Annotated in this window: 16 protein-coding genes and 1 pseudogene; 7 read left to right on the plus strand and 10 right to left on the minus strand. The window is 67.6% G+C overall.

The window, feature by feature from the left end:
- Positions 1-3: 3 nt before the first annotated feature.
- Positions 4-2,370 (plus strand): bifunctional diguanylate cyclase/phosphodiesterase, encoded by a 2,367-nt coding sequence (locus GT347_RS12510; RefSeq protein ID WP_229722856.1) that lies wholly within the window; start codon positions 4-6, stop codon positions 2,368-2,370.
- On the opposite strand, the gene GT347_RS12515 is transcribed toward GT347_RS12510, so the two are convergent.
- From GT347_RS12515 to mnmA, 3 genes and pseudogenes are all read right to left on the minus strand, one after another.
- Positions 2,335-3,141: a hypothetical protein gene (locus tag GT347_RS12515; protein ID WP_160552257.1), complete on the minus strand. Its 807-nt coding sequence runs from the start codon at positions 3,139-3,141 to the stop codon at positions 2,335-2,337. The genes GT347_RS12510 and GT347_RS12515 overlap by 36 nt on opposite strands.
- Before the next feature lie 76 nt (positions 3,142-3,217).
- Positions 3,218-4,015: a hypothetical protein gene (locus GT347_RS12520; protein ID WP_160552258.1), complete on the minus strand. Its 798-nt coding sequence runs from the start codon at positions 4,013-4,015 to the stop codon at positions 3,218-3,220.
- A gap of 114 nt (positions 4,016-4,129) precedes the next feature.
- Positions 4,130-5,232, minus strand: a pseudogene (mnmA, locus tag GT347_RS12525) (tRNA 2-thiouridine(34) synthase MnmA).
- 74 nt (positions 5,233-5,306) lie between these two features.
- Between mnmA and GT347_RS12530 the strand changes: the two are divergent.
- Complete coding sequence (locus tag GT347_RS12530) at positions 5,307-6,251, plus strand: LysR family transcriptional regulator (RefSeq protein ID WP_160552260.1); 945 nt, start codon at positions 5,307-5,309, stop codon at positions 6,249-6,251.
- Positions 6,252-6,323: 72 nt separating this feature from the next.
- Here the strand turns inward: GT347_RS12530 and GT347_RS12535 are convergent, their stop codons facing one another.
- From GT347_RS12535 to GT347_RS12555, 5 genes are all read right to left on the minus strand, one after another.
- Entirely contained in the window at positions 6,324-7,271 is a 948-nt protein-coding gene (locus tag GT347_RS12535; RefSeq protein ID WP_229722857.1) for an amino acid ABC transporter substrate-binding protein, read from the minus strand.
- Positions 7,268-8,518 carry a methylaspartate ammonia-lyase gene (locus GT347_RS12540; protein ID WP_160552261.1) on the minus strand — a complete coding sequence of 417 codons (1,251 nt, stop codon included), beginning with the start codon at positions 8,516-8,518 and terminating at the stop codon, positions 7,268-7,270. The genes GT347_RS12535 and GT347_RS12540 overlap by 4 nt, the downstream gene beginning before the upstream one ends.
- The gene (locus GT347_RS12545; protein ID WP_160552262.1) at positions 8,515-9,486 is read right to left on the minus strand and encodes an HpcH/HpaI aldolase/citrate lyase family protein; all 972 of its coding nucleotides are present in this window, start codon (positions 9,484-9,486) and stop codon (positions 8,515-8,517) included. The genes GT347_RS12540 and GT347_RS12545 overlap by 4 nt, the downstream gene beginning before the upstream one ends.
- Positions 9,483-10,622: a CaiB/BaiF CoA transferase family protein gene (locus GT347_RS12550; protein WP_160552263.1), complete on the minus strand. Its 1,140-nt coding sequence runs from the start codon at positions 10,620-10,622 to the stop codon at positions 9,483-9,485. Before GT347_RS12550 ends, GT347_RS12545 begins: the two co-directional genes overlap by 4 nt.
- A 123-nt stretch (positions 10,623-10,745) precedes the next feature.
- Positions 10,746-11,753, minus strand: coding sequence for a LysR substrate-binding domain-containing protein (locus tag GT347_RS12555; protein ID WP_229722858.1), 1,008 nt, complete (start codon positions 11,751-11,753; stop codon positions 10,746-10,748).
- A 159-nt stretch (positions 11,754-11,912) separates the two neighbouring features.
- Here GT347_RS12555 and GT347_RS12560 point away from each other — a divergent pair, with 159 nt between their 5' ends.
- On the plus strand, positions 11,913-13,247 hold the full coding sequence (locus tag GT347_RS12560) for a M20/M25/M40 family metallo-hydrolase (protein ID WP_160552264.1): 1,335 nt from the start codon (positions 11,913-11,915) through the stop codon (positions 13,245-13,247).
- Positions 13,248-13,265: 18 nt separating this feature from the next.
- On the opposite strand, the gene GT347_RS12565 is transcribed toward GT347_RS12560, so the two are convergent.
- Positions 13,266-13,553 (minus strand): hypothetical protein, encoded by a 288-nt coding sequence (locus GT347_RS12565; protein WP_160552265.1) that lies wholly within the window; start codon positions 13,551-13,553, stop codon positions 13,266-13,268.
- A gap of 304 nt (positions 13,554-13,857) precedes the next feature.
- Positions 13,858-15,336 (minus strand): methyl-accepting chemotaxis protein, encoded by a 1,479-nt coding sequence (locus GT347_RS12570; protein ID WP_160552266.1) that lies wholly within the window; start codon positions 15,334-15,336, stop codon positions 13,858-13,860.
- Positions 15,337-15,570: 234 nt separating this feature from the next.
- Between GT347_RS12570 and tcuA the strand changes: the two genes are divergently transcribed.
- From tcuA to GT347_RS12590, 4 genes are read left to right on the plus strand one after another with little or no spacing between them, the layout of a single operon-like run.
- Positions 15,571-17,043: an FAD-dependent tricarballylate dehydrogenase TcuA gene (gene tcuA / locus GT347_RS12575; RefSeq protein ID WP_160552267.1), complete on the plus strand. Its 1,473-nt coding sequence runs from the start codon at positions 15,571-15,573 to the stop codon at positions 17,041-17,043.
- Positions 17,027-18,268: a tricarballylate utilization 4Fe-4S protein TcuB gene (gene tcuB, locus GT347_RS12580; RefSeq protein ID WP_160552268.1), complete on the plus strand. Its 1,242-nt coding sequence runs from the start codon at positions 17,027-17,029 to the stop codon at positions 18,266-18,268. Before tcuA ends, tcuB begins: the two co-directional genes overlap by 17 nt.
- 26 nt (positions 18,269-18,294) lie before the next feature.
- Positions 18,295-19,260, plus strand: coding sequence for a Bug family tripartite tricarboxylate transporter substrate binding protein (locus tag GT347_RS12585; RefSeq protein ID WP_160552269.1), 966 nt, complete (start codon positions 18,295-18,297; stop codon positions 19,258-19,260).
- Between the two features lie 22 nt (positions 19,261-19,282).
- Positions 19,283-20,062 (plus strand): class II aldolase/adducin family protein, encoded by a 780-nt coding sequence (locus GT347_RS12590; RefSeq protein WP_160552270.1) that lies wholly within the window; start codon positions 19,283-19,285, stop codon positions 20,060-20,062.
- The last annotated feature ends 19 nt before the right edge of the window (positions 20,063-20,081 follow it).

A 20,081-nucleotide genomic window follows, 5' to 3' on the forward strand; every position in this document is an offset into this window, starting at 1 on the left:
GTCTTGCCCACGCTGCGCATCCGGAGCCTTCGAACCCGCATCGCGCTGACTTTCTCCGCGCTGCTGCTGGTGGTGCAGCTGCTCGGCTTCTTCGCCGCGCGCGAAACCATCACGCACGCCGCCCGCCTGAACACCGAGACCGAGCTGCAGCAGGCCGAGAAGGTGTTCAACCAGATCATGCAGTCGCACCGCGACCAGCTCTCGCAGGCGGCGGCGGTGGTGGCGGCGGACTTCGGCTTCCGCGAGGCGGTGGCCACCCGCAACCAGGGCACCATCGTCTCGGCCCTGCGCAACACCGGCGACCGCATCAAGGCCGACCTGGTCATGCTGCTCGACCTCGATGCCCGCACCGTGGCCGACACCCGCATCAGCGACGAGGAAGGCGCCCTCTTTCCCTACCCCGACCTGATCGCCCAGGCACGCAGCAACGGCAGCGCCTCCAACATCATCCAGCTCGACGGCCGGCTCTACGAGCTGGTGGTGGTGCCGGTGAAGGCGCCGGTCACCATCGGCTGGGTGGCCATGGGCTTCGAGATCGACTCGCGTTTCATCGGCCTGCTCAACTCCACCATGGCGCTGGACGTGAGTTTCCTCGGCCAGGCCGTGGGCGGCGGCTGGGCGGTGCTGGCCAGTTCCCTGCCCGGCGGCACCGCGGCCAACCTGATCGCGCCGGCCAACGCCGGCCAGCTCGGCCGCGAAAAATCGATCCGCCTGACCCTGAACCAGGAGGAATACGGCGCCCGCACCGTGCTGCTGCACAGCGGCCCGAACGGGGTGGAGGCGGTGCTGCAGCGCTCCATCGCCGAGGCCGCCGCGCCCTTCCTGCGCATCCAGGCGGCTTTGCTGGTGCTCTCCCTGATCGGCTTGGTGGTGTCCATCGTGGTCAGCCTGCTCATCGCCCGCGGCGTGACCCGCCCGGTGGCCATGCTGACCGGCTTCGCCCGCAGCGTGGGCGAAGGCGGCAACCCGCCGCCGCTGGAGCTGGCGCGCGAGGACGAGATCGGCGCCCTGGCCCACACCTTCAACGACATGCGCGAGGCGCTCGACGAACGCGAGGCCCGCATCACCGGCCTGGCCTACCAGGACAGCCTCACCGGCCTGCCCAACCGCGCCCTGTTCCGCGAACGGGTGATGGAAGCGATCGCCCTGGCGCAGCGCGGCGAAGCGATGGTGGCGGTGATGGTGATGGACCTGGACCGCTTCAAGTACGTCAACGACACCCTGGGCCACACCATCGGCGACCAGCTGCTGGTGGAAGTGGGCCAGCGCCTGCATGCCGCCATGGGCCCGCAGTCGGCCACCGTGGCGCGCCTGGGCGGCGACGAATTCGCGGTGCTGCTGATCGACGGCAGCGAGGCCGAAGCCATGCGGGTGGCCCAGAGCCTGCTCACCCTGCTGGAGCGGCCGATGCTGCTCGAAGGCCAGGTGGTGGACGTCGGCGCCAGCATCGGCATCGTCTGCTGCCCCATGCACGGCGACGACGTCGACACCCTCATGCGCCGCGCCGACATCGCCATGTACGCCGCCAAGCGGTCCGGCTCCGGCTGCCTGCTCTACGACAGCCGGCACGACACCCAGACCCCCGAGCGGCTCTCGCTCATGGGCGAGCTGCGCCATGCGGTGGAGCACGACCACCTCACCGTCTTCTACCAACCCAAGATGGACCTGGCCACCGGCGAGGTCCGCCAGGTCGAGGCCCTGGTGCGCTGGGACCACGCCACCCGCGGCTTCATCGCGCCGGACCGCTTCATCCCCTTCGCCGAACAGACCGGCTACATCAAGGCGATCACCCGCTGGGTGGTGCGCCATGTCGTGGCCCAGACCGCCGACTGGCTGGAGCGCGGCATCGACCTGCAGACCTCGATCAACGTCTCCGCCCGCGACCTGCTGGACAACGAGCTGCCCGACTTCTTCCAGAACGTGCTCAAGGAATACCGGGTCGACCCGCGCCAGATCTGGATCGAGATCACCGAAAGCGCGGTGATGGAAGACCCGGCCCATGCACTCAGCACCCTGGAGAAGCTGCACAACCTGGGCTTTCGCCTGTCGATCGACGACTTCGGCACCGGCTACTCCTCGCTGGCCTACCTCAAACGCATGCCGGTCGACGAGATCAAGATCGACCGCTCCTTCGTCATGGGCATGGTGACCGAGCGCGACGACGAGGTGATCGTGCGCTCCACCATCGACCTGGGCCACAACATGGGCCTGAAGGTGGTCGCCGAAGGCGTGGAGACCCAGGAGATCCTGGACCGCCTGCGCGAATGCCGCTGCGACCTGGCCCAGGGCTGGCTGCTGTCGCGGCCCATGCCGGCGGCCAAGCTGGAAGACTGGCTACTGGCCTGGCGAGCGAAGAAGGCGACGGCCTGAGGCCCCGCCGGCCTGCGAGCCGGTCGAACGCAGATCGTGCTCCAGGATCGCCAGGCGCTGCTCCGGCGTGAGCGGATCCGGCCGAAGCCCCGTCGCATCGCGGAAATCGTCGATGCGCTCGATGCAGTCGGCCAGGTAGCCGCAGAAATCATCCACCGCATCGACCAGCGGCCGCGGCGCGGCGCCCCGCAGCGCGGCCTCCAGCCGCTGGCGCTGCAGCACGTTCCAGCCCAGCCGCAACAGCAGCGTGGCCAGCTCCGGCGGACTGCGGCCGAACACCTGCTCGGTGCTCCATGCCTCGGCACGGCACAGCGCCTGCGCGTAGTCGATATGCATCGCCGGCCGCAGCAGCATGAGTTCGGCCAGGCGCTGCCGGCAGGCGGCCAGCTTGTCCGGCGCCGGGCCCAGGGTCTTGCCGAACAGGGCCTGGAATTCGGTGACCGCGTCGGTATAGACCTTCTGGCGCACCGCCGCGCCATCGACCGGCTGCACGGCCACCGCAGCCGGCCTGGCAACGCTGGAGCGGGCAAAGGATTTACGCACCTGATCCCAGGCCTGCGCCACCCCGGCCTGCGCGCCGGCGCCGCCGCCGGGCCCCACCACCGTCACCTGCATGCCGGCGACCTGCGAGGGTGTCAGGCCCCGGCTCAGCAGGTCCTGCAGCGGATCGACGCAACAGCCGCGCAGGTCCGGCTGGAAGGCGTTCGAGACGCTGGTGGACGCATGTGGGTGCCAAGCGGGAAAGGTGGTGGACGATAGGGAAAGGTGCACGGCGGACCTCGAAAAAAACGCCCATGCTCGCCATTCCCCGGCCGCCGCGCCGTGCCTTGGCGAAGCCCGCGGGCGCTCAGGCGAACTCGCCCTCGGTCCCCGCGCCGAACAGGGACGGCGGGCGTTCTCCGTCGGGCTTGAGCAGGTAGAGCCGGTGCAGCACCAGCTCTATCGCCCGGTGCAGCTCGGCGGCGACCGTCCGGCATGTATCCAGCGGCGCCTGGCTGTCCAGGGCACGCGCCGCCAGTTCGTTCAGGGCCGTCTGGTAGAGATTGATCAAGGTCACCTCGATGGCGGCGGCCGGCGCGCCGAAGAAGTCCAGCGCGCTCCAGGTCGCCACGAATGCCCGGCTGCCGTTGGCGCATTGCGCCACGGCCTCGTCGATCGGCGCATCGAAAAGATAGTTGACCAGCAGTTCCTGCTTCATGGCCCTGCGCAGGACATCGGGCGTCAACTCGGCATGGGGCGGCTCCACATCCCAGGCACTGCGAAAGCGCTTCACGCAGTCTTGCCAGACCTGCAGGAACAGGGCGGCGCTTTCCGGGTCCGGCGGCGCCTGCCGCTGGCGGGGCGCCTCGGCCTCCAGCGGCGGCTGCACCGGGCTGGCGACGACACCGTGGGCGCGGCAGGCCTGCTCCCAGGCCTGCTGCACGTCGGGGGCGTCCTGCGCCGTCGGTGCGAACACCTGGTACTGGCCCAGATCCGCATCCTCCAGCCCATAGGCCATCAGCCAGGCCAGCGAACCCACCGGCAGAAAGGACACCAGGGCCTGGCTGTCCGGCCCCGGACTGGCGGCGCGGCTCACCACCGTCGAAGCGCTGGCGGCGGAACTGGAGCTGGAAGAAGAGGAACGGGCGGAGAGCACAGGCAGCATGGGAAAGATCCTTGGGCAATGGCCGCGCCGGAAGATGGCGCGATCCGCGATGCTGGCCTCGCCGCCCTGCGCATCCGCCGTCCGATCCGAATGCCTCGGGCCGGACGCGAACGCTCAGGCCTTGGAGCCGATCACCCCGCCGCCCAGGCAGATCTCGCCGTCGTACAGCACCGCCGACTGGCCCGGCGTCACCGCCCATTGGGGCTCGTCGAAGTCCAGCGCGAAGCCTTCGTCGCCCCCGGCGCTCAGCAGGCAGGCGGTGTCGGCCTGGCGGTAGCGCGTCTTGGCGGCGTAGCGGCCGGGCGGCGGCGGCGTGCCGGCCGTCCAGCTGGTGTCGGCGGCCTCCAGCTGCTGCGACAGCAGCCAGGGATGGTCATGCCCCTGCACCACCCGCAGCACGTTGCGGTCCAGATCCTTGCGGGCCACGAACCAGGGCTCGTGCTCGCCCTGGCCGCGCTGCGCGCCCTTCTCCTTCACGCCGCCGATGCCCAGCCCCTGGCGCTGCCCCAGCGTGTAGAAGGACAGCCCCTGGTGCTGGCCCAGCGTGCGCCCCCGGTCGTCCTGGATGGCGCCTGGCGCATGGGCGATATAGCGGTTGAGGAACTCGCGGAACGGCCGTTCGCCGATGAAGCAGATGCCGGTCGAATCCTTCTTCTTCGCATTGGGCAGGCCGATCTCCTCGGCGATGCGGCGCACCTCGGTCTTGTGCAGCTCGCCGACCGGGAACAGCGTCTTGCTGAGCTGCTGTTGCGTGAGCCGGTGCAGGAAATAGCTCTGGTCCTTGGACGGATCCAGCCCCTTCAGCAGCTCGAAGCGCCCTTCGCGCTCGCGCACCCGGGCGTAATGGCCGGTGGCGATCTTCTCGGCGCCCAGGCGCATCGCGTGGTCGAGAAAGGCCTTGAACTTGATCTCGGCATTGCACAGCACATCGGGATTGGGCGTGCGGCCGGCCTGGTATTCGCGCAGGAACTCGGCGAACACCCGGTCCTTGTATTCGGCCGCGAAATTCACATGCTCGATCTCGATGCCCAGCACATCGGCCACCGCCGCGGCGTCCACGAAATCGATGTTGGACGAGCAGTATTCGCTGTCGTCGTCATCCTCCCAGTTCTTCATGAAGATGCCGACCACCTCGTGGCCCTGCTGTTTCAGAAGATGGGCGGTGACGGCGGAATCCACCCCCCGCTCAGACCGACGATGACCCTTTGTGCGCACATAGGTGTGCGATTATCCCGGCGCCGCCTTCCCCTCTGCCCGCCACGGGCCATCCCCCTCCCGATCTCTCCGTTCCATGGAACTGCGCCAGCTCCGCTACTTCGTCCGCACCGTGGAACTCGGCAGCATGGGCAAGGCCGCGCTGGACCTGGGCGTGGTGCAGTCGGCGCTGAGCCAGCAGATCAGCCGCCTGGAAGGCGAACTCGCCGCCCGCCTGCTGCAGCGCAGCGCCCGCGGCGTGCTGCCCACCGAGGCCGGCGCCGCCTTCTTCCGCGAGGCCCAGCTCACCCTGCGCCATGCCGAGCAGGCCCAGCGTGCGGCGCGCGAGGCCCGGCTGTCGGGCACCGTCAGCGTGGGCCTGGCGCCCACCACCGCCGCCGTGCTGGCCCTGCCCCTGATGCGCGCCATGCGCGAGCGCTACCCGGACGTGCGCCTGCACATGGTGGAGAGCCTGTCGGGCCACCTGGCCGCCATGCTCAACGCCCGCCAGCTCGACCTGGCCATGCTGTTTTCCGACCAGCCCGGCCGGCGCTGGAGCGTGCTGCCGCTGCTGGAGGAAAAGCTGCTGCTGATCCGCGCCCGCGCCCACCTGCCGCCCGGCCCCGCGCCCAGCACCCGGCCCCTGCCCATCCGCGCACTGGCCGAGCAGCCCCTGATCCTGCCCACCGGCAGCCACGGCCTGCGCGCCACCATCGAGGCCGCCGCGCTGCGCGCCCGCATCAGCCTGCAGCTGGTGGCCGAGATCGATTCGCTGGCGATGCTGATGGATGCGGTGGACAACGGCTTTGGCGCCACCGTGCAGCCTGGGGCGGCTGTGGGGCGGTATCCGGATGCGGGGGAGCGGTTTCATCTGGTGCCGCTGGCGGACCGGCTGGCGCGGCGGCGGAATGCGGTTTGCAGTCTGTCGGATGACGAGTTGTCGCCGGCTGCGCTGGCGGTGCGGGTGGTGATGGCGGATGTGGCGCGGGGGTTGGTGGCTACGCGGCATTGGCCGGGGGCAAGCTTGGTTGGAAACGTGTGAAACTGCGGGCCTGTCGAAAATCCTCTCACGGCTGGCCGGTGAAAATCAGACCAGGACCGTTCAGCTGATTACTCACTGCCTGACGTAGGTTTCCATCGGCCGATCGTTCGGGTTATCCCATGCCGCCTTTACGTTGGCACTCATGGCCAGCCCGATCGGTTTGCCCGTAGGAGGGATAGCTTGCATGAACCACTTGTCCCAGAGTGCCGCCAGTTGGCCGCTGCGGATCTGGGCCTTGATGGCATCGTCCACCGCTTTTTTGAAGGCGACATCGTCCTTGCGGAGCATGAGAGCGTCCGGCTCGACGGAAAGCGGCTCTCCCACGATTCGATAGTCCTGGGGCGATTTCGATGCCGAAATCTGCGCCGAGAGTATTCCGGTGTCGATCACGAAACCGTCAGCCCGGTCGCTCTCCAGCAGCAGGAAGCTTTCCGAGTGGTCCTTCGCAAGAATCTGGTTGAACTGCATACCCGACAGCACAAGCCGGCGTAGATGCTGCGCCGAGGTCGTGCCGGTCGTCGTCACGATGGTCTTGCCGGCGATCTGATCGAACCCATTGATGCCCGACTTCTTCTTGACCGCCATCCTGATCTCCTCGATGAAGGTGGTCATGGCAAAGGAAACCAGTTGCGCCCGCGCAGCGGTGTTGGACGTCGATCCGCATTCGAGGTCGACCGTGCCGTTCTGCACCAGCGGTACGCGGTTGGCCGCTGTCACGTTCTGGTATTTGATTTCTATTTTTTTTCCGAACGACTGCTCCAGAGCCGCCACGATGCGCTGGCACAGCTCGACGTGAAAGCCGCCGTACTGGCCGTTGCCGTAGGAAAACGACAGACCGCCGGAGGCCTCGCGTACACCCAGCGTGATGGCGCCGGATTCGCGGATTTTGCCCAGGGTGTCCGGTGGTGAGCTCTGGCCGAAAGCGAGGGTGGCGGTCAGAAAATTGGCCGCCATCGCCAGCGCGATGAGGCCTCGTCGCTTCGGACGTGCGGGGCGGTGTTGGTCCATGGCGTCTTTCATGCGGAGACGGTTGCAGGGCTCTTCAGGGACAGCTCGGCCAGCAGCTTCTGCTGTTCGTTGCCTACGATGCTGAGCGCCTCGTCCACACCCATTCCCGGCTTGGCCAGCTGCATGTCCGCCTGGCCCGCTACAGCGACGTGCACGCAGACACGGGCCGACAAATCGGTTTCCGAGCAGCTGCCGCCCATGTGTGCGCCGACACCGTGCTCCTTGCAGAGAAGGATGGCTTCGAGGGAGCGGGTCACGCTTCCCACATCGGGGCATTTGATCTGGACGATATCGACCGCCGATGCCTCTGCATAGCGCTTGATGTCGTCCAGCGAATCGCACCATTCGTCGGCCACGATGCGCGCCTGCGAGCCGATGGATTTCAGTTCGCGCTTGATCGCCGCGAAACCGCCGATCTGCGCATCGACACTGCCGTAATCGGCCGGGCTTTCGATATTGAGCGGCATGGGCGCGACCCGTTTCTCGACCTTGGCGATGAATGCGGCGATGCGTGCCGGATCGCCATCGAACGATGCGCCGGCATTGCCGTACAGGTCGAAATGCAAGGTCGGCAAATAGCCTGGATCCTTCTCGCCCAGGACCGCATCCGCGACCCATCCGGCATATTCGAGAAACTCCGCGCCGTCCTTGCCAAATTTCGCCGGGCTGTTGATGAGCCCGTGCGGCAGGATCTCGGTGCGCTTCATGATCATCTTGCGGGCATTGGCCCGGCGGTCATCGCCGCTTTGCGCATAGATCGGCACACGCCTGGCGACCAGCGGCAGCGCGTACGCCTGGGTCAGCACCTCGGCCATGGTGCATCGCATCGAGTAGGCGAAGGCCTGCAATACCGCCTGGCTGAGACCGAACTCGGCCGCCAGCGAGATCCGCGATCCGTCAGCCAGCGGAGCGAACAGCATGTCGAGCTCGGCCCGCAGCGATTGCAGGGGCAACTGCCGCAGCCGCTCGCCAACCTCGCCTTCGAGCTGAGAACGCGTCAGTGCGATGTCCAGCAAGGGCTCGCGGCCCGCGGCGGCGGCGTACTGCACGCACATCATGTCGCCCCAGACGACGTGCCCGTCGGTCAGCTTCAACCCGACGGACAAGGCGTGCGCGGGCATACGGACGGATCGGAATCCGCGGGTCAGCGGCTCCCCCAGGTAGAGAGGGCCGTCGCTCATCCGACCGGCTCGGATGGCCGCCTGGTCGTCGTAGAAAAAGGCACCCTGAATAGGAACTGACAAGACGGAATCGATCATGGATAGACGGCTGTTGCGGTTGGAAAAAGTGAAGGGGATGGGTCGATGCCCGCCAGAAGCAGAATGCGGCGCGCCATGCGGACGTTGGCCTCGTCAATCATTCGGCCGCCCAGCTGAACGGCGCCGAGCTTCTGGGCGCTGGCTTCGGCACTCGCGGCGATGACGGCTTGCGCATCGGCCACTTCCGCCGGTCCCGGCTCGAAAGCAAGACGGGTGGCTGCGATCTGGGAGGGATGAATGACCTGCTTGCCATCGAAGCCCATCGCTGATGCCTTGCGGGCGGAAGCTTCGGTGCGAATGGCGTCGCGGAAGGCGCCGCAAGGCCCGTCGATGGCGCGCAGGCCGAAGGCGCGGGCGGCAACCAGCACACGCATCATCGGATAGGCCCACAAGTCGAGTGCCACGCTCTCGAAGCTGCCGTGCTCGTCAAAGTCGCCATGGCGGTACATCGGCGGGGATTGGCCGACGTCCCAAGTGCGGGCACCGATGGACGCGGCAAAGTCGCCGACGCCAAAATGCAGCGCCTCCAAACCCACTCCCTGGGTCGCAGCCAGGCTGTCGACCGCGACCAAGCCCCCGGCCGTCTCGATCAGGGCCTCCAGCCCAGGACAGGCATGGCCCCGGTCACGCGCAACGGGCGCTGCGATTTCATGCGCGGACCTCAGTTGCGCTTCATGCTCGACCTTCGGCAACAGGAAGGTGTCCAGCCGGGGCTCCCCGGCGAGCGCGCGCACCTCCTGCTCAAAGGTAGCGCTGCCTACGACATTGGTACGGACGCAAACGGTCTTGCCGCCCCAGTCCAACTGATGCAGGGCCTGCAACGCCCCGCCCAGCGCCTCGCCCTTTTGCTCGGGCGGCACGGAGTCCTCAAGATCCATGAAGACGGCATCGGCTTGACTCGCTGCCGCGCCTTTCACCATGGAGGCGCGGTGCGCCGGCACGGCAAGAAAGGTCCTGGTGCGCCTCATGCCGCAACTCCGGCCAGGACGGCGGCGGTGTGCTGACCGGGCGCAGGCACCGCTTTCATCACCGGCGAGACACCGCTGATCGTCAGCGACGGGAGCAGCACCCGTTGCGGCCCGAATGCGCTATCGACTTCGGCAAACCGGCCTCGCTGGACGAGTTGAGGGTGGCCGATGAAGCCTTCGACATCGTTCAACTGCGCATTGGCAATGGATGCTTCGTCGAGCAAGGCCAATGCCTCGTCTGCCGTGACGGCTGCGAGGCGTTTTTCGATGAGCAGCCGCAGTGCTTCGTGGTTATGCAGACGGGCCGGGTTGTCTTTGAACAAGGCCATGTCAGCCAGCGAATCGTCCTGCATGATGCGCGAGCAGAAGGCACGCCATTCACGCTGGTTCTGTATGCCGAAGAAAATCGTCTTGTCATCCCCTGTGCGAAATGGGCCGTAGGGCGCAATCGTCGCGTGTCGCAGTCCGCTTCGCTCTGGCGCTGCGCCGCTGCCCATGGCGTAGTACGCCGGGTAGCTCATCCATTCGGCGATCGCGTCGAACAGCGATGTTTCGAAGTGCAAGCCGGCACCGGTACGCGCCTTGCGCAGCAAGCCCATCAGGATGCCCTGCAGCAAGGCCATGCCACCAGCGATATCCACGATCGAAAGACCGCACTTGGCTGCTTGCTCGGCGCTGCCGTTGATGGAGACGAAGCCTGCCTCGCATTGCACCAGCAGGTCGTACGCCTTCTTGTCGCGGTACGGCCCAGTGCTGCCGTACCCCGACAGATCGGCCGCGACAATGCCGGGGTGGCGCGACAGCACGGCCGCGCCGTCGAGTTCCATACGGGCAGCTGCGCCGGGCGCGAGGTTTTGAACCCAGACGTCGGCGGTCGAAAGAATGCGTTCCAGCGAATCCCGCCCTTCGGACGTTTTCAGGTCGAGCGCCACGCTTTCCTTGCTGCGGTTGGCCCAGAGGAACTGGCTGGAGAGGCCGTTGTTGGCCTTGTCGTAGGCGCGGGCGAAATCTCCCCCGTCCGGTCGTTCGACCTTGATGACCCGGGCACCCCAATCGGCCAGATGGCGGCTCGCCAGCGGCGCGGCGATGGCCTGTTCGAGCGAGACGACCGTGATTCCGGATAGAGGAAGGGACATGGATTGCAGCGATAGAAAAGCGTTGCCCCGAAGGCTACGCAAACGCTGCAAATCCAGGAAATACGGAATCTCGAAAGGGGGTATGGGTAGAACCTATACCTGCGCTGGCCTTTCGGTATCGGTTCAAACGGCAGATAAGCCAGGCGGGATTTCCAGGGCGCCGTCCCATCCGCCCTCCAGCCGCAAGGAGCGGCAATGCTCGACAACCAGGTGACGCACGGCATCGATGGCGGAACTGCCGACCGCGGATGTAGTCCAGCAGAGGCTGACGGTGCGGTGCATGTCCGGATCGAGCATGGCGAAATGCTGCAATCCATGGGCGCCGGCCAAGCCGGTCAAGCCTCGCGACAACACGGTGCCGACTTCGCCACCCGATGCAAGCTCCATCAACGCAGGGAGTGAATCGACATCCGCCACCGCGTTGAGCGAGGCCCCGGCGCGTGCGAAGGCCCGCTCCAAGAGTTGGCGCAATCCGTTGCCGGGGCCAGGCAGGACGAGCGGCACACCATCGAGTTGACGAATGCTGGTGACTGCCGAGGCGGCGGCCGAGCCCCTCTTGCTGTAGAAAGCCAACGCGTCGCGCAGGAGCGGAAAGGCTGCGATGCCGCGAGACTCGGCATCGCGAAACAACACTGCGAAATCCAGCCGTCCACTGGCAAGCTGTTCGTCGAGGCTGCGACTCATGCTTTCGACCACATGCAGATGGATTCCCGGATGTCGTTGCCGGACCGCCCTGACCAATGGTGCGGCGAGCAGGGCTGCGACACTGGTCGGCAGTCCGATGGTGACCCGGCCGACCTCGTCGCCCACGCTGCTGGTGACTTCGGCGCGCAGTTGGTCGAACTGTCGGAGCAGTTGCCGAGCCCCACGGTACAGCGTATTGCCCGCCTCTGTTGGCGCAATGCCCTGCGAGTTGCGCAGAAGAAGGGCCAGACCGAGATCTGCTTCCATGGCCGCAAGCTGCTGGCTGAGAGACGGTTGCGCGATGTGCAACCTTTCCGACGCCTTCGAGAGACTTCCTGCGTCGACGATGGCAACGAAATATCGGAGTTTGCGCAGGTCCATATCGGTGCTGGTTTTAACGGCGAATTTTCGGACATCCTGGGGGGTGTGGATTGCCAGCATAGCCATGAGCTGGCCTGGCACGCGACGACCAAGTCCGCCGACGCGCTCGTGCACAAACCCGGTCCAGCCTCCGTTTGCTCGGCATTCCGCGGCAAGGCGAGCACCAGACGGCGAGCGCGCCGCGACTTGTATTCTTCGCATTCCCCACACAACGAAGACAACAAGATGCCAGCAAGCCCTTCCCTCCCCCTTCGCCACCTCTGCTGCGCCATCGGCCTGGGCCTGGCCGTGCTGGCACCGGCAGCCCACGCCCAGACACCCACCCCAGCCATCCAGCAATCGGTAGACGCAGTCCGCAAAGCCCCAACCGTCCGCCAAGTCCTGGACGACATCAAATCCGACCACGCCCGCACCGTCGATGAGTTGCGCACCCTGGTCCAAATCCCCGCCCCGCCTTTCAAGGAACAAAAGCGCGCCGAATACTTCCTCTCCCGCCTCAAGGCCCTCGGCCTGACCGACGCCTACATCGACAAGGAAGGCAACGCCATCGGCGTGCGCAAGGGCACGGGCCAGGGGCCCAAGCTGGTCGTGTCGGCCCACCTCGACACCGTCTTCCCCGAAGGCACCGATGTCACCGTGAAGGAGCGCGACGGCAAGCTCTACGCCCCGGGCATCGCCGACGACACCCGCGGCCTGAGCGTGCTGCTGTCCTGGATCAAGGCGCTCAACGAGCGCCAGCTGCAGACCGTGGGCGACATCGTCTTCGTCGGCAACGTGGGCGAGGAAGAACTCGGCAACCTGCGCGGCATGAAGGCCATCTTCCGCGACCACACCGACATCGACGGCTTCGTGGGCCTGGAGCCCGGCGTGGGCAATGTGGTGTTGAACCAGGGCACCGGCAGCCACCGTTTCGAGGTGGCCTTCAAGGGCCCGGGCGGCCACAGCTTCGGTGCCTTCGGGCAGGTGCCCAGCGCCATCCACGCCATGGGCCGGGCCATCGCGCATATCGCCGATGTGCAGGTGCCCACCGACCCCAAGACCACCTTCACCGTCGGCAAGGTCGGCGGCGGCACCTCGGTCAACGCCATCGCGGGCGATGCCAGCATGGCGATCGACATCCGCTCCAACGCGCTGCCCACGCTGCTGCAGGCCGAGAAGGACATCATGGCCGCGATCCAGCTCGGCGTGGAGGAAGAGAACCGGCGCTGGAACACGCCCGCCAAGATCACCGTGACCAGCACCCTGATCGGCGACCGCCCGGCCGGCACCACCGCGCTGGACCAGCCCATGGTGCAAACCGCCTATGCCGCCATCGCGGCGGCTGGCGACAAGCCCAGCGCACGCGCCGGCAGCACCGATGCCAACGTGCCGATGGGCCTGGGCATCCCGGCCATGATCCTGGGCAGCGGCGGCAAGAACGCCGGCTCGCATGCGCTGGGCGAGTGGTTCGATCCCACCGATGCCTGGCAGGGTGCGCAGACGGGGCTGACCACCGTGCTGTCGCTGGTCGGTGTGCAGGGTGTGAGCCAGCCGGTGCTGGCGCGGCGCACGGCGCGCTGAGCGGCCGGGGCCGGGCTTTCAGGCGCCGGGGAGCATCCAGTCCTCGGCGCTGGCGAAGGCGCCTGATTCGCCCAGCTTGCGCAGGCCCACGTCGGAGATCCAGCCGATGCGGTCCACGACCAGGCGCAGCACCTCCATGCGGGTTCGCAAGCCGTCCAGATCGTCCACGTCGGTGCTGAGGATGCCGTCTCTGGTCATACGCATGGCGGTACCGGCCAGCGAGCCGAGTTCGCGGAAAAGCTCTCGTGCCTGATCGACATCGGAGGGCGCGGGCGTGGGGAGGGACGGGGTCTGCGAGCTGTTCATTGCAACGGTTCCTGCACAGGAGATCACAAGGGAAGCAGCCGCCATTCCTTGCGAAGGAATGGCGGCGGCCCGAACAGGTTGGCGTACCGGTTGATAACTACGATGAGCCGGCAGGGCGCGAGCCCTCCCATCCGAGCCGCCATAAAGCGAATCGAATGAAAAGGCCGCATCCATGCGGTCACATGTCTACGGCCTTGACCGTAGCTAACAAATCAGGACGCCAATCCCGGCCGCGCTTTTTTTGCGCGACGGCGGACTGTAGCCCAGCGGTCAGAGGCCAACAACCCTGCCCGGCCTCGCGGAACTAGCTCCGCACGAACGCGCCCATCGCCCGCCCCAGCCGCTCGATCTCCGCGCGCATCTCGCTCGATGCCTCCGCCGAGGCGCTCGCCAGCGCGGCGTTCTCCTGCGTCATCGCCTCGATCTGCGCCACCGATTCGTTGACATGCGAGATGCCCAGCTGCTGCTCCGACGTGGCCGTGTTGACCTGGTCCATCAGCCCGGCCACCTTCTCCACCGAGGTGGCGATGCGCGCCATCGCGTCGCCCACGCCGGCCACCAGCTGGGCGCCGGAGCGCACCTGGGTGCTGGAGGTCTCGATCAGCGCCTTGATCTCGCGCGCGGCCTGGGCGCTGCGCTGCGACAGGCTGCGCACCTCGCTGGCCACCACCGCGAAACCGCGGCCCTGCTCGCCGGCCCGCGCGGCTTCCACGGCGGCGTTCAGGGCCAGGATGTTGGTCTGGAAGGCGATGCTGTCGATCATGCCGACGATGTCGCCGATGCGGCTGGAGCTCTGGCTGATCGCCTCCATGGTGGCCACCATCTCGCCCATCACCTGGCCGCCCTGGCGGGCCTCGCCGGTGGCGGCGGTGGCGACCTGGTTGGCCGCATGGGCGGCGTCGCGCGACAGGCGTGAGGTGGAGGCGATCTCCTCCAGGCTGGCCGCCGTTTCCTCCAGGCTTTCGGTGACGCGGCCGGTGCGCTCGCGCAGGCGTTCGCTGCCCTCGGCCACGCTGGCGGCGGTGCCTTCCATGTCGGTGGCCACGGCGTGTACTTCGTCCACCGCATGGCGGATGCGGCCGACGGCCTCGGCCAGGGCGCGCGGCTTGGGCATCTGCACGCGGATGCGCTCCACGTTGAGGTCTATGCCCTGGGCCGAGTTGATGGCGCTGACCAGCCGGGTCAGCTCCTGGCCGGCGCGCACCATGCGCTGCATGCGCACGCACAGCACCACCTCGATGCCGGTCTGCACCACCACGTAGAGGGCGTGCAGCAGCACCCGCTCCACGTCCGGCTGGGTGGTGCAGTAGAAGCCCAGGCCGGCGGCCTGCAGCCGGTCGAACAGCAGGTGGTGCACGGCGAACAGGGCGGCGGCGAAGACCACCACCCGCCAGTCGCGGTACACCATCAGCAGGGCCAGGGTGACGAAGACGCCGAAGTGCAGTTCGATGGCGCCGTAGGCCAGCTGGATGTGCAGGGCCACCAGCGCCACCTGCACCACCGCGATGGTGAGGCGCGAAGCCAGCGTGCCGCCGAAGAGCAGGTAGGCGGCGCCGGCCATCAGCGCCAGCAGCGCGGCGAAGCCGATGGCCGCGCCGGGCGCCGGATGGCGCAGCGCCAGCACGCCGGCGCCGGCCAGGCTGACCAGGATGGCGAAGAGCATCACCCGGTCGGCCTGGCGCAGGGACTGGTGTTCGTCCTGCACGGCAAGCGCCTTGTCGGCGGGGCCTTGCGGGCTGGACGGCGCCAGGCCCGCGCGGGTGAGGGCAAGCAATGAGGTCATGGCGGGGGCTCCGGCTGGAAACGGGCGGGGAAATCACGCGGTGAAGGCATGTTCCGGATTGCACATGATCGCGCGTTCATTCATCTTCGGAAAAGCCCTTGGTCGCGCCTTCATTTAGGCGGAACACGCTCGCTTGCGTGGTCGGGTGTGAGTACCCATCACGGATCGTGATGACCTCATGTCGAAACCGGTCTTTCCGGCGGCGGGGGGCAAACCTACAGTCGCGCCCACCCCATGAAACACACCCCACAAAAATCCGCGGGGCCGGCCGTCGATGTATTGGTCATCGGCGGCGGCAACGCTGCCCTCTGTGCCGCGCTGATGGCGCGCGAAGCCGGCGCCTCGGTGCTGCTGCTCGAATCCGCTCCGCGCGAATGGCGCGGCGGCAATTCCATGCATGTGCGCAACCTGCGCTGCATGCACGACGAGCCGCAGGACGTGCTGATCGACGCCTATCCCGAAGAGGAGTTCTGGCAGGACCTGCTGAAGGTGACCGGCGGCCTGACCGACGAGCACCTGGCCCGGCTGGTGATCCGCCACTCCAGCGGCTGCCGGCCGTGGATGCGGCGGCACGGCGTGCACTTCCAGCCGCCGCTGTCGGGCGCGCTGCATGTGGCGCGCACCAATGCCTTCTTCATGGGCGGGGGCAAGGCCCTGGTCAACGCCTATTACCGCAGCGCACAGGACCTGGGCGTGGAGGTGCGCTACGACAGCGCGGTCGAACGGCTGGAACTCGACAAGGGCCGCTTCGTGGCCGCCATCACGGCCAGCGGCGAACGCATCGCCGCACGGGCCTGCGTGATGGCCTGCGGCGGTTTCGAATCCAACATCCCCTGGCAGCGCGAGGCCTGGGGCCAGAACGAGCGCGGCGAGTGGCCGGCCGAGAATTTCCTGATCCGCGGCACCCGCTTCAACCAGGGCGTGCTGCTGAAGTTCATGCTCGAAGCCGGGGCCGACCGCATCGGCGATCCCACGCAGGCGCACTGCGTGGCGATCGATGCGCGGGCGCCGCTGTACGACGGCGGCATCTGCACACGCATCGACTGCGTGTCGCTGGGGCTGGTGGTGAATCGCGATGCGCAGCGCTTCTATGACGAGGGCGAGGATTTCTGGCCCAAGCGTTACGCCATCTGGGGCCGCCTGGTGGCGCAGCAGCCGGGGCAGGTCGCCTATTCGGTGATCGACCAGAAAGCCATCGGCCGCTTCATGCCGCCGGTGTTCGACGGCACCAAGGCCGACACCCTGGAAGAACTGGCCGCCCTGCTCGGCCTGGAGCCCGCCGCCTTCGTGAAGACCGTGCACGACTACAACGCCGCCTGCCGCGTGGGCACCTTCGACCACACCGCGCTGGACGACTGCCACACCGAGGGCCTGACACCCGCCAAGACCCACTGGGCCCTGCCTTTGGACACCCCGCCCTTCTACGGCTACCCGCTGCGCCCCGGCATCACCTTCACCTACCTGGGCATGAAGGTGGACGAGACGGCCGCCGTGCGTTTCGATGGCCTCGCCAGCCCCAACCTCTTCGTGGCCGGCGAGATGATGGCCGGCAATGTGCTGGGCAAGGGCTACACGGCCGGCGTGGGCATGAGCATAGGCACCGCCTTCGGCCGCATCGCGGGCGTGGGGGCGGCGCGGGCTTGCGGCTATACGCATCCGGAGTTCGAAGAAGAGATGTCGGAGGTGAGCCATGCAGCAGCTCACTGATCTCGTCTCACAGGTGCGCGAGGAAAGCGACCGGCCCGGCATCGGTTCGGCCCAGGCACGGGTGATCCCGATCCGGCCTGCCCTGCCGCTGTCGGCCGACGAGAAGGAAGTCGCCCGCATCCTGCAGATCTGCAATGCCTGCCGCTACTGCGAGGGCTTCTGCGCGGTCTTCCCGGCCATGACCCGCCGGCTGGAGTTTGGCCAAGCCGACACCCACTACCTGGCCAACCTCTGCCACAACTGCGGCGCCTGCCTGCATGCCTGCCAGTACGCGCCGCCGCACGAGTTCGCGGTGAACGTGCCGCAGGCCATGGCCCGGGTGCGGGTGCAGACCTATCACGACTACGCCTGGCCGCCGGCCATGGGCAAGCTCTACCAGCGCGCCGGCCTCACGGTGGCGATGGCGCTGGCCGTGGGCCTGGCGCTGTTCCTGGTGCTGGGCATGGCCATGGCCGGGCCGCTGCTGCACCAGCCGCTGGCGGGCAATTTCTATGCGATCTTTCCGCACAACTTCCTGGCCGCCGTGTTCGGGGTGGTGTTCCTCTTCGTGATCTTCGCGCTGGGCATGGGCGTGCGGCGCTTCTGGCGCGAGGTGACACCGGCCGCCGAGCCGCAGTCCAGCAAGGGCCCGACCATCGCCGAGGTGCGCGGCCCGGCCGCGGCGGAGGCGGCGCACGACGCGCTGCGGCTGAAGTACCTGGGCGGCGGCCACGGCCAGGGCTGCAACGATGCGGACGACCAGTTCACGCTGTGGCGCCGCCGTTTCCACCACTTCACCTTCTACGGCTTCATGCTGTGCTTCGCCGCCACCGCGGTGGCCACGCTGTACCACTACCTGCTGGACCTGCATGCGCCCTACCCGCTGACCAGCGCACCGGTGATCCTGGGCACGCTCGGCGGCATCGGCCTGCTGATCGGCCCCACCGGCCTCCTCTGGCTCAACCTGCGGCGCGATCCGCAGCATGGCGATACCAAACAGCGCCCGATGGACCGCGGCTTCATCGCCCTGCTGCTGCTGACCAGCGCCACCGGCCTGGCGCTGCTGGCCTGGCGCGACAGCCCGGCCATGGGCCTGCTGCTGGCGATCCACCTCGGTGTGGTGATGGCGCTGTTCCTCACCCTGCCCTACGGCAAGTTCGCGCATGGCGTTTTCCGCAGTGCCGCATTGCTCAAGTTCTCGATAGAAAAACGATTGCCCAATCGACTGCAGCTCGGCAGCGATTGAGGCCCACCACGGATGGAGACCAACCCATGTTCAAACGCCGCCTGCTGGCCGCCGCACTGCTGAGCCTCGGCGCCCTGGCCGCCAGCGCCCAGGACTTCCCGCCCAAGAAACCCGTCACCCTCGTCGTGGGCTTCGCGCCCGGCGGCGCGGCCGATGCCGCCGCGCGGCTGATCGCCAAGAAGCTGGGCGAGAACATCGGCCAGCAGGTGATCGTGGACAACCGCGGCGGCGCGGGCGGCAACATCGCCCACCAGTACGTGGCCAATGCGCCGGCCGATGGCTCGGTGCTGCTGTTCGGCTCGGTCGGTCCGCTGACCATCGCGCCGCACCTGATGAAGCTGCCTTACGACCCGTTCAAGGACCTGGCGGCCGTGTCGGGCGGGGTCAACTTCCCCAACGTGCTGGTGGTCAACAAGGCCGTCGGCGTGAGCACGCTGGCGCAGTTCGTGGAGCTGTCGAAGAAGAAGCCGGGCAGCGTGGATTTCGCGTCCACCGGCGCCGGCTCGGCCTCGCACCTGGCGGGCGAGCTGTTCAACCAGCGCGCCGGCATCGACATGACCCACATCCCCTACAAGGGCGGCGCGCCGGCCCTGCAGGACCTGCTGGGCGAGCGGGTGGCCAGCTACTTCTCGGCGCCGCCCACGGCCATGCCGCAGGTGGAAGCCGGCAAGCTGATCCCGCTGGCCACCACCGGGCCGACCCGGCCGGCCTATCTGCCCAACATTCCCACCGTGGCCGAGGCCGGCTACCCGGGCTTCGAGGCCCTGAACTGGTATGCCTTCGTCGCGCCGGGCAAGACACCGCCCGCGATCCTCGACCGCTGGAACACCGAGATCGTGAAGGTGCTGAACGACCCCGGCGTGAAGGAGGCCCTGGACAAGCACGGCCTGACGCCGCAGCCCACCACCCGCGCCGAGATGACCGCCTTCATGCACCGCGAATCCGACAAGTGGGGCAAGGTCGTGCGCGAACGCAAGATCACCGCCGAATAACCCAGACAACAGGAGTGAAGCCATGAGCGCCATCCAGATCGAATCGATGAAAGACCAATGCAGCCCCGAGGAGTGGCAGGCCCGCGTGGACCTGGCCGCCTGCTACCGGCTGATCGAGCTCTACGGCATGGCCGACATGATGGCCAACCACATCTCCTCGCGGGTGCCGGGCGAGGACGGGGCCTTCCTCATCAATGCCTACGGGATGATGTACGAGGAGATCACCGCCTCCAGCCTGATCAAGGTGGACCACGACGGCACCATCCTGGCCAAGCCCGATTTCGGCGCGCTGAACTACGGCGTGAACAAGGCCGGTTATGTGATCCACAGCGCGGTGCACCATGCGCGGCCCGAAGTGGCCTGCGTGATCCACACGCACAGCTGGGCCTCGATGGCGGTGTCGTCGCTCGCCTGCGGGCTGCTGCCGATCTCGCAGACGGCGATGCGTTTCCTGAAGATCGGCTATCACGACTACCAGGGCGTGGTGCTGGACACGGCCGAGCAGGAATCGCTGGTGGCCGACCTGGGCCAGGGCGAGGCGCTGATCCTGCGCAACCACGGCGCCCTCACCGTGGGCCGCACCATCGGCGAGGCCTTCAACTGGATGCACCGCCTGGAGCTGGCCTGCCGCTCGCAGCTGGCCGCCATGGCCTGCAACACGCCGCTGCAGCAGGTGTCCGCGCCCATCCTGGAAGAGACCTGGAACAACTACCAGCCCGGCACCCGCCGGCCCTACGGCGTGATGGAGTGGCCGGCCCTGCTGCGCAAGCTCGACCGGCTGGACCCGAGCTACGCGACCTGATCGCGGCGCCGCTATCGCA

The sequence above is a fragment of the Xylophilus rhododendri genome, from assembly GCF_009906855.1.
Lineage (GTDB): Bacteria > Pseudomonadota > Gammaproteobacteria > Burkholderiales > Burkholderiaceae_C > Xylophilus > Xylophilus rhododendri.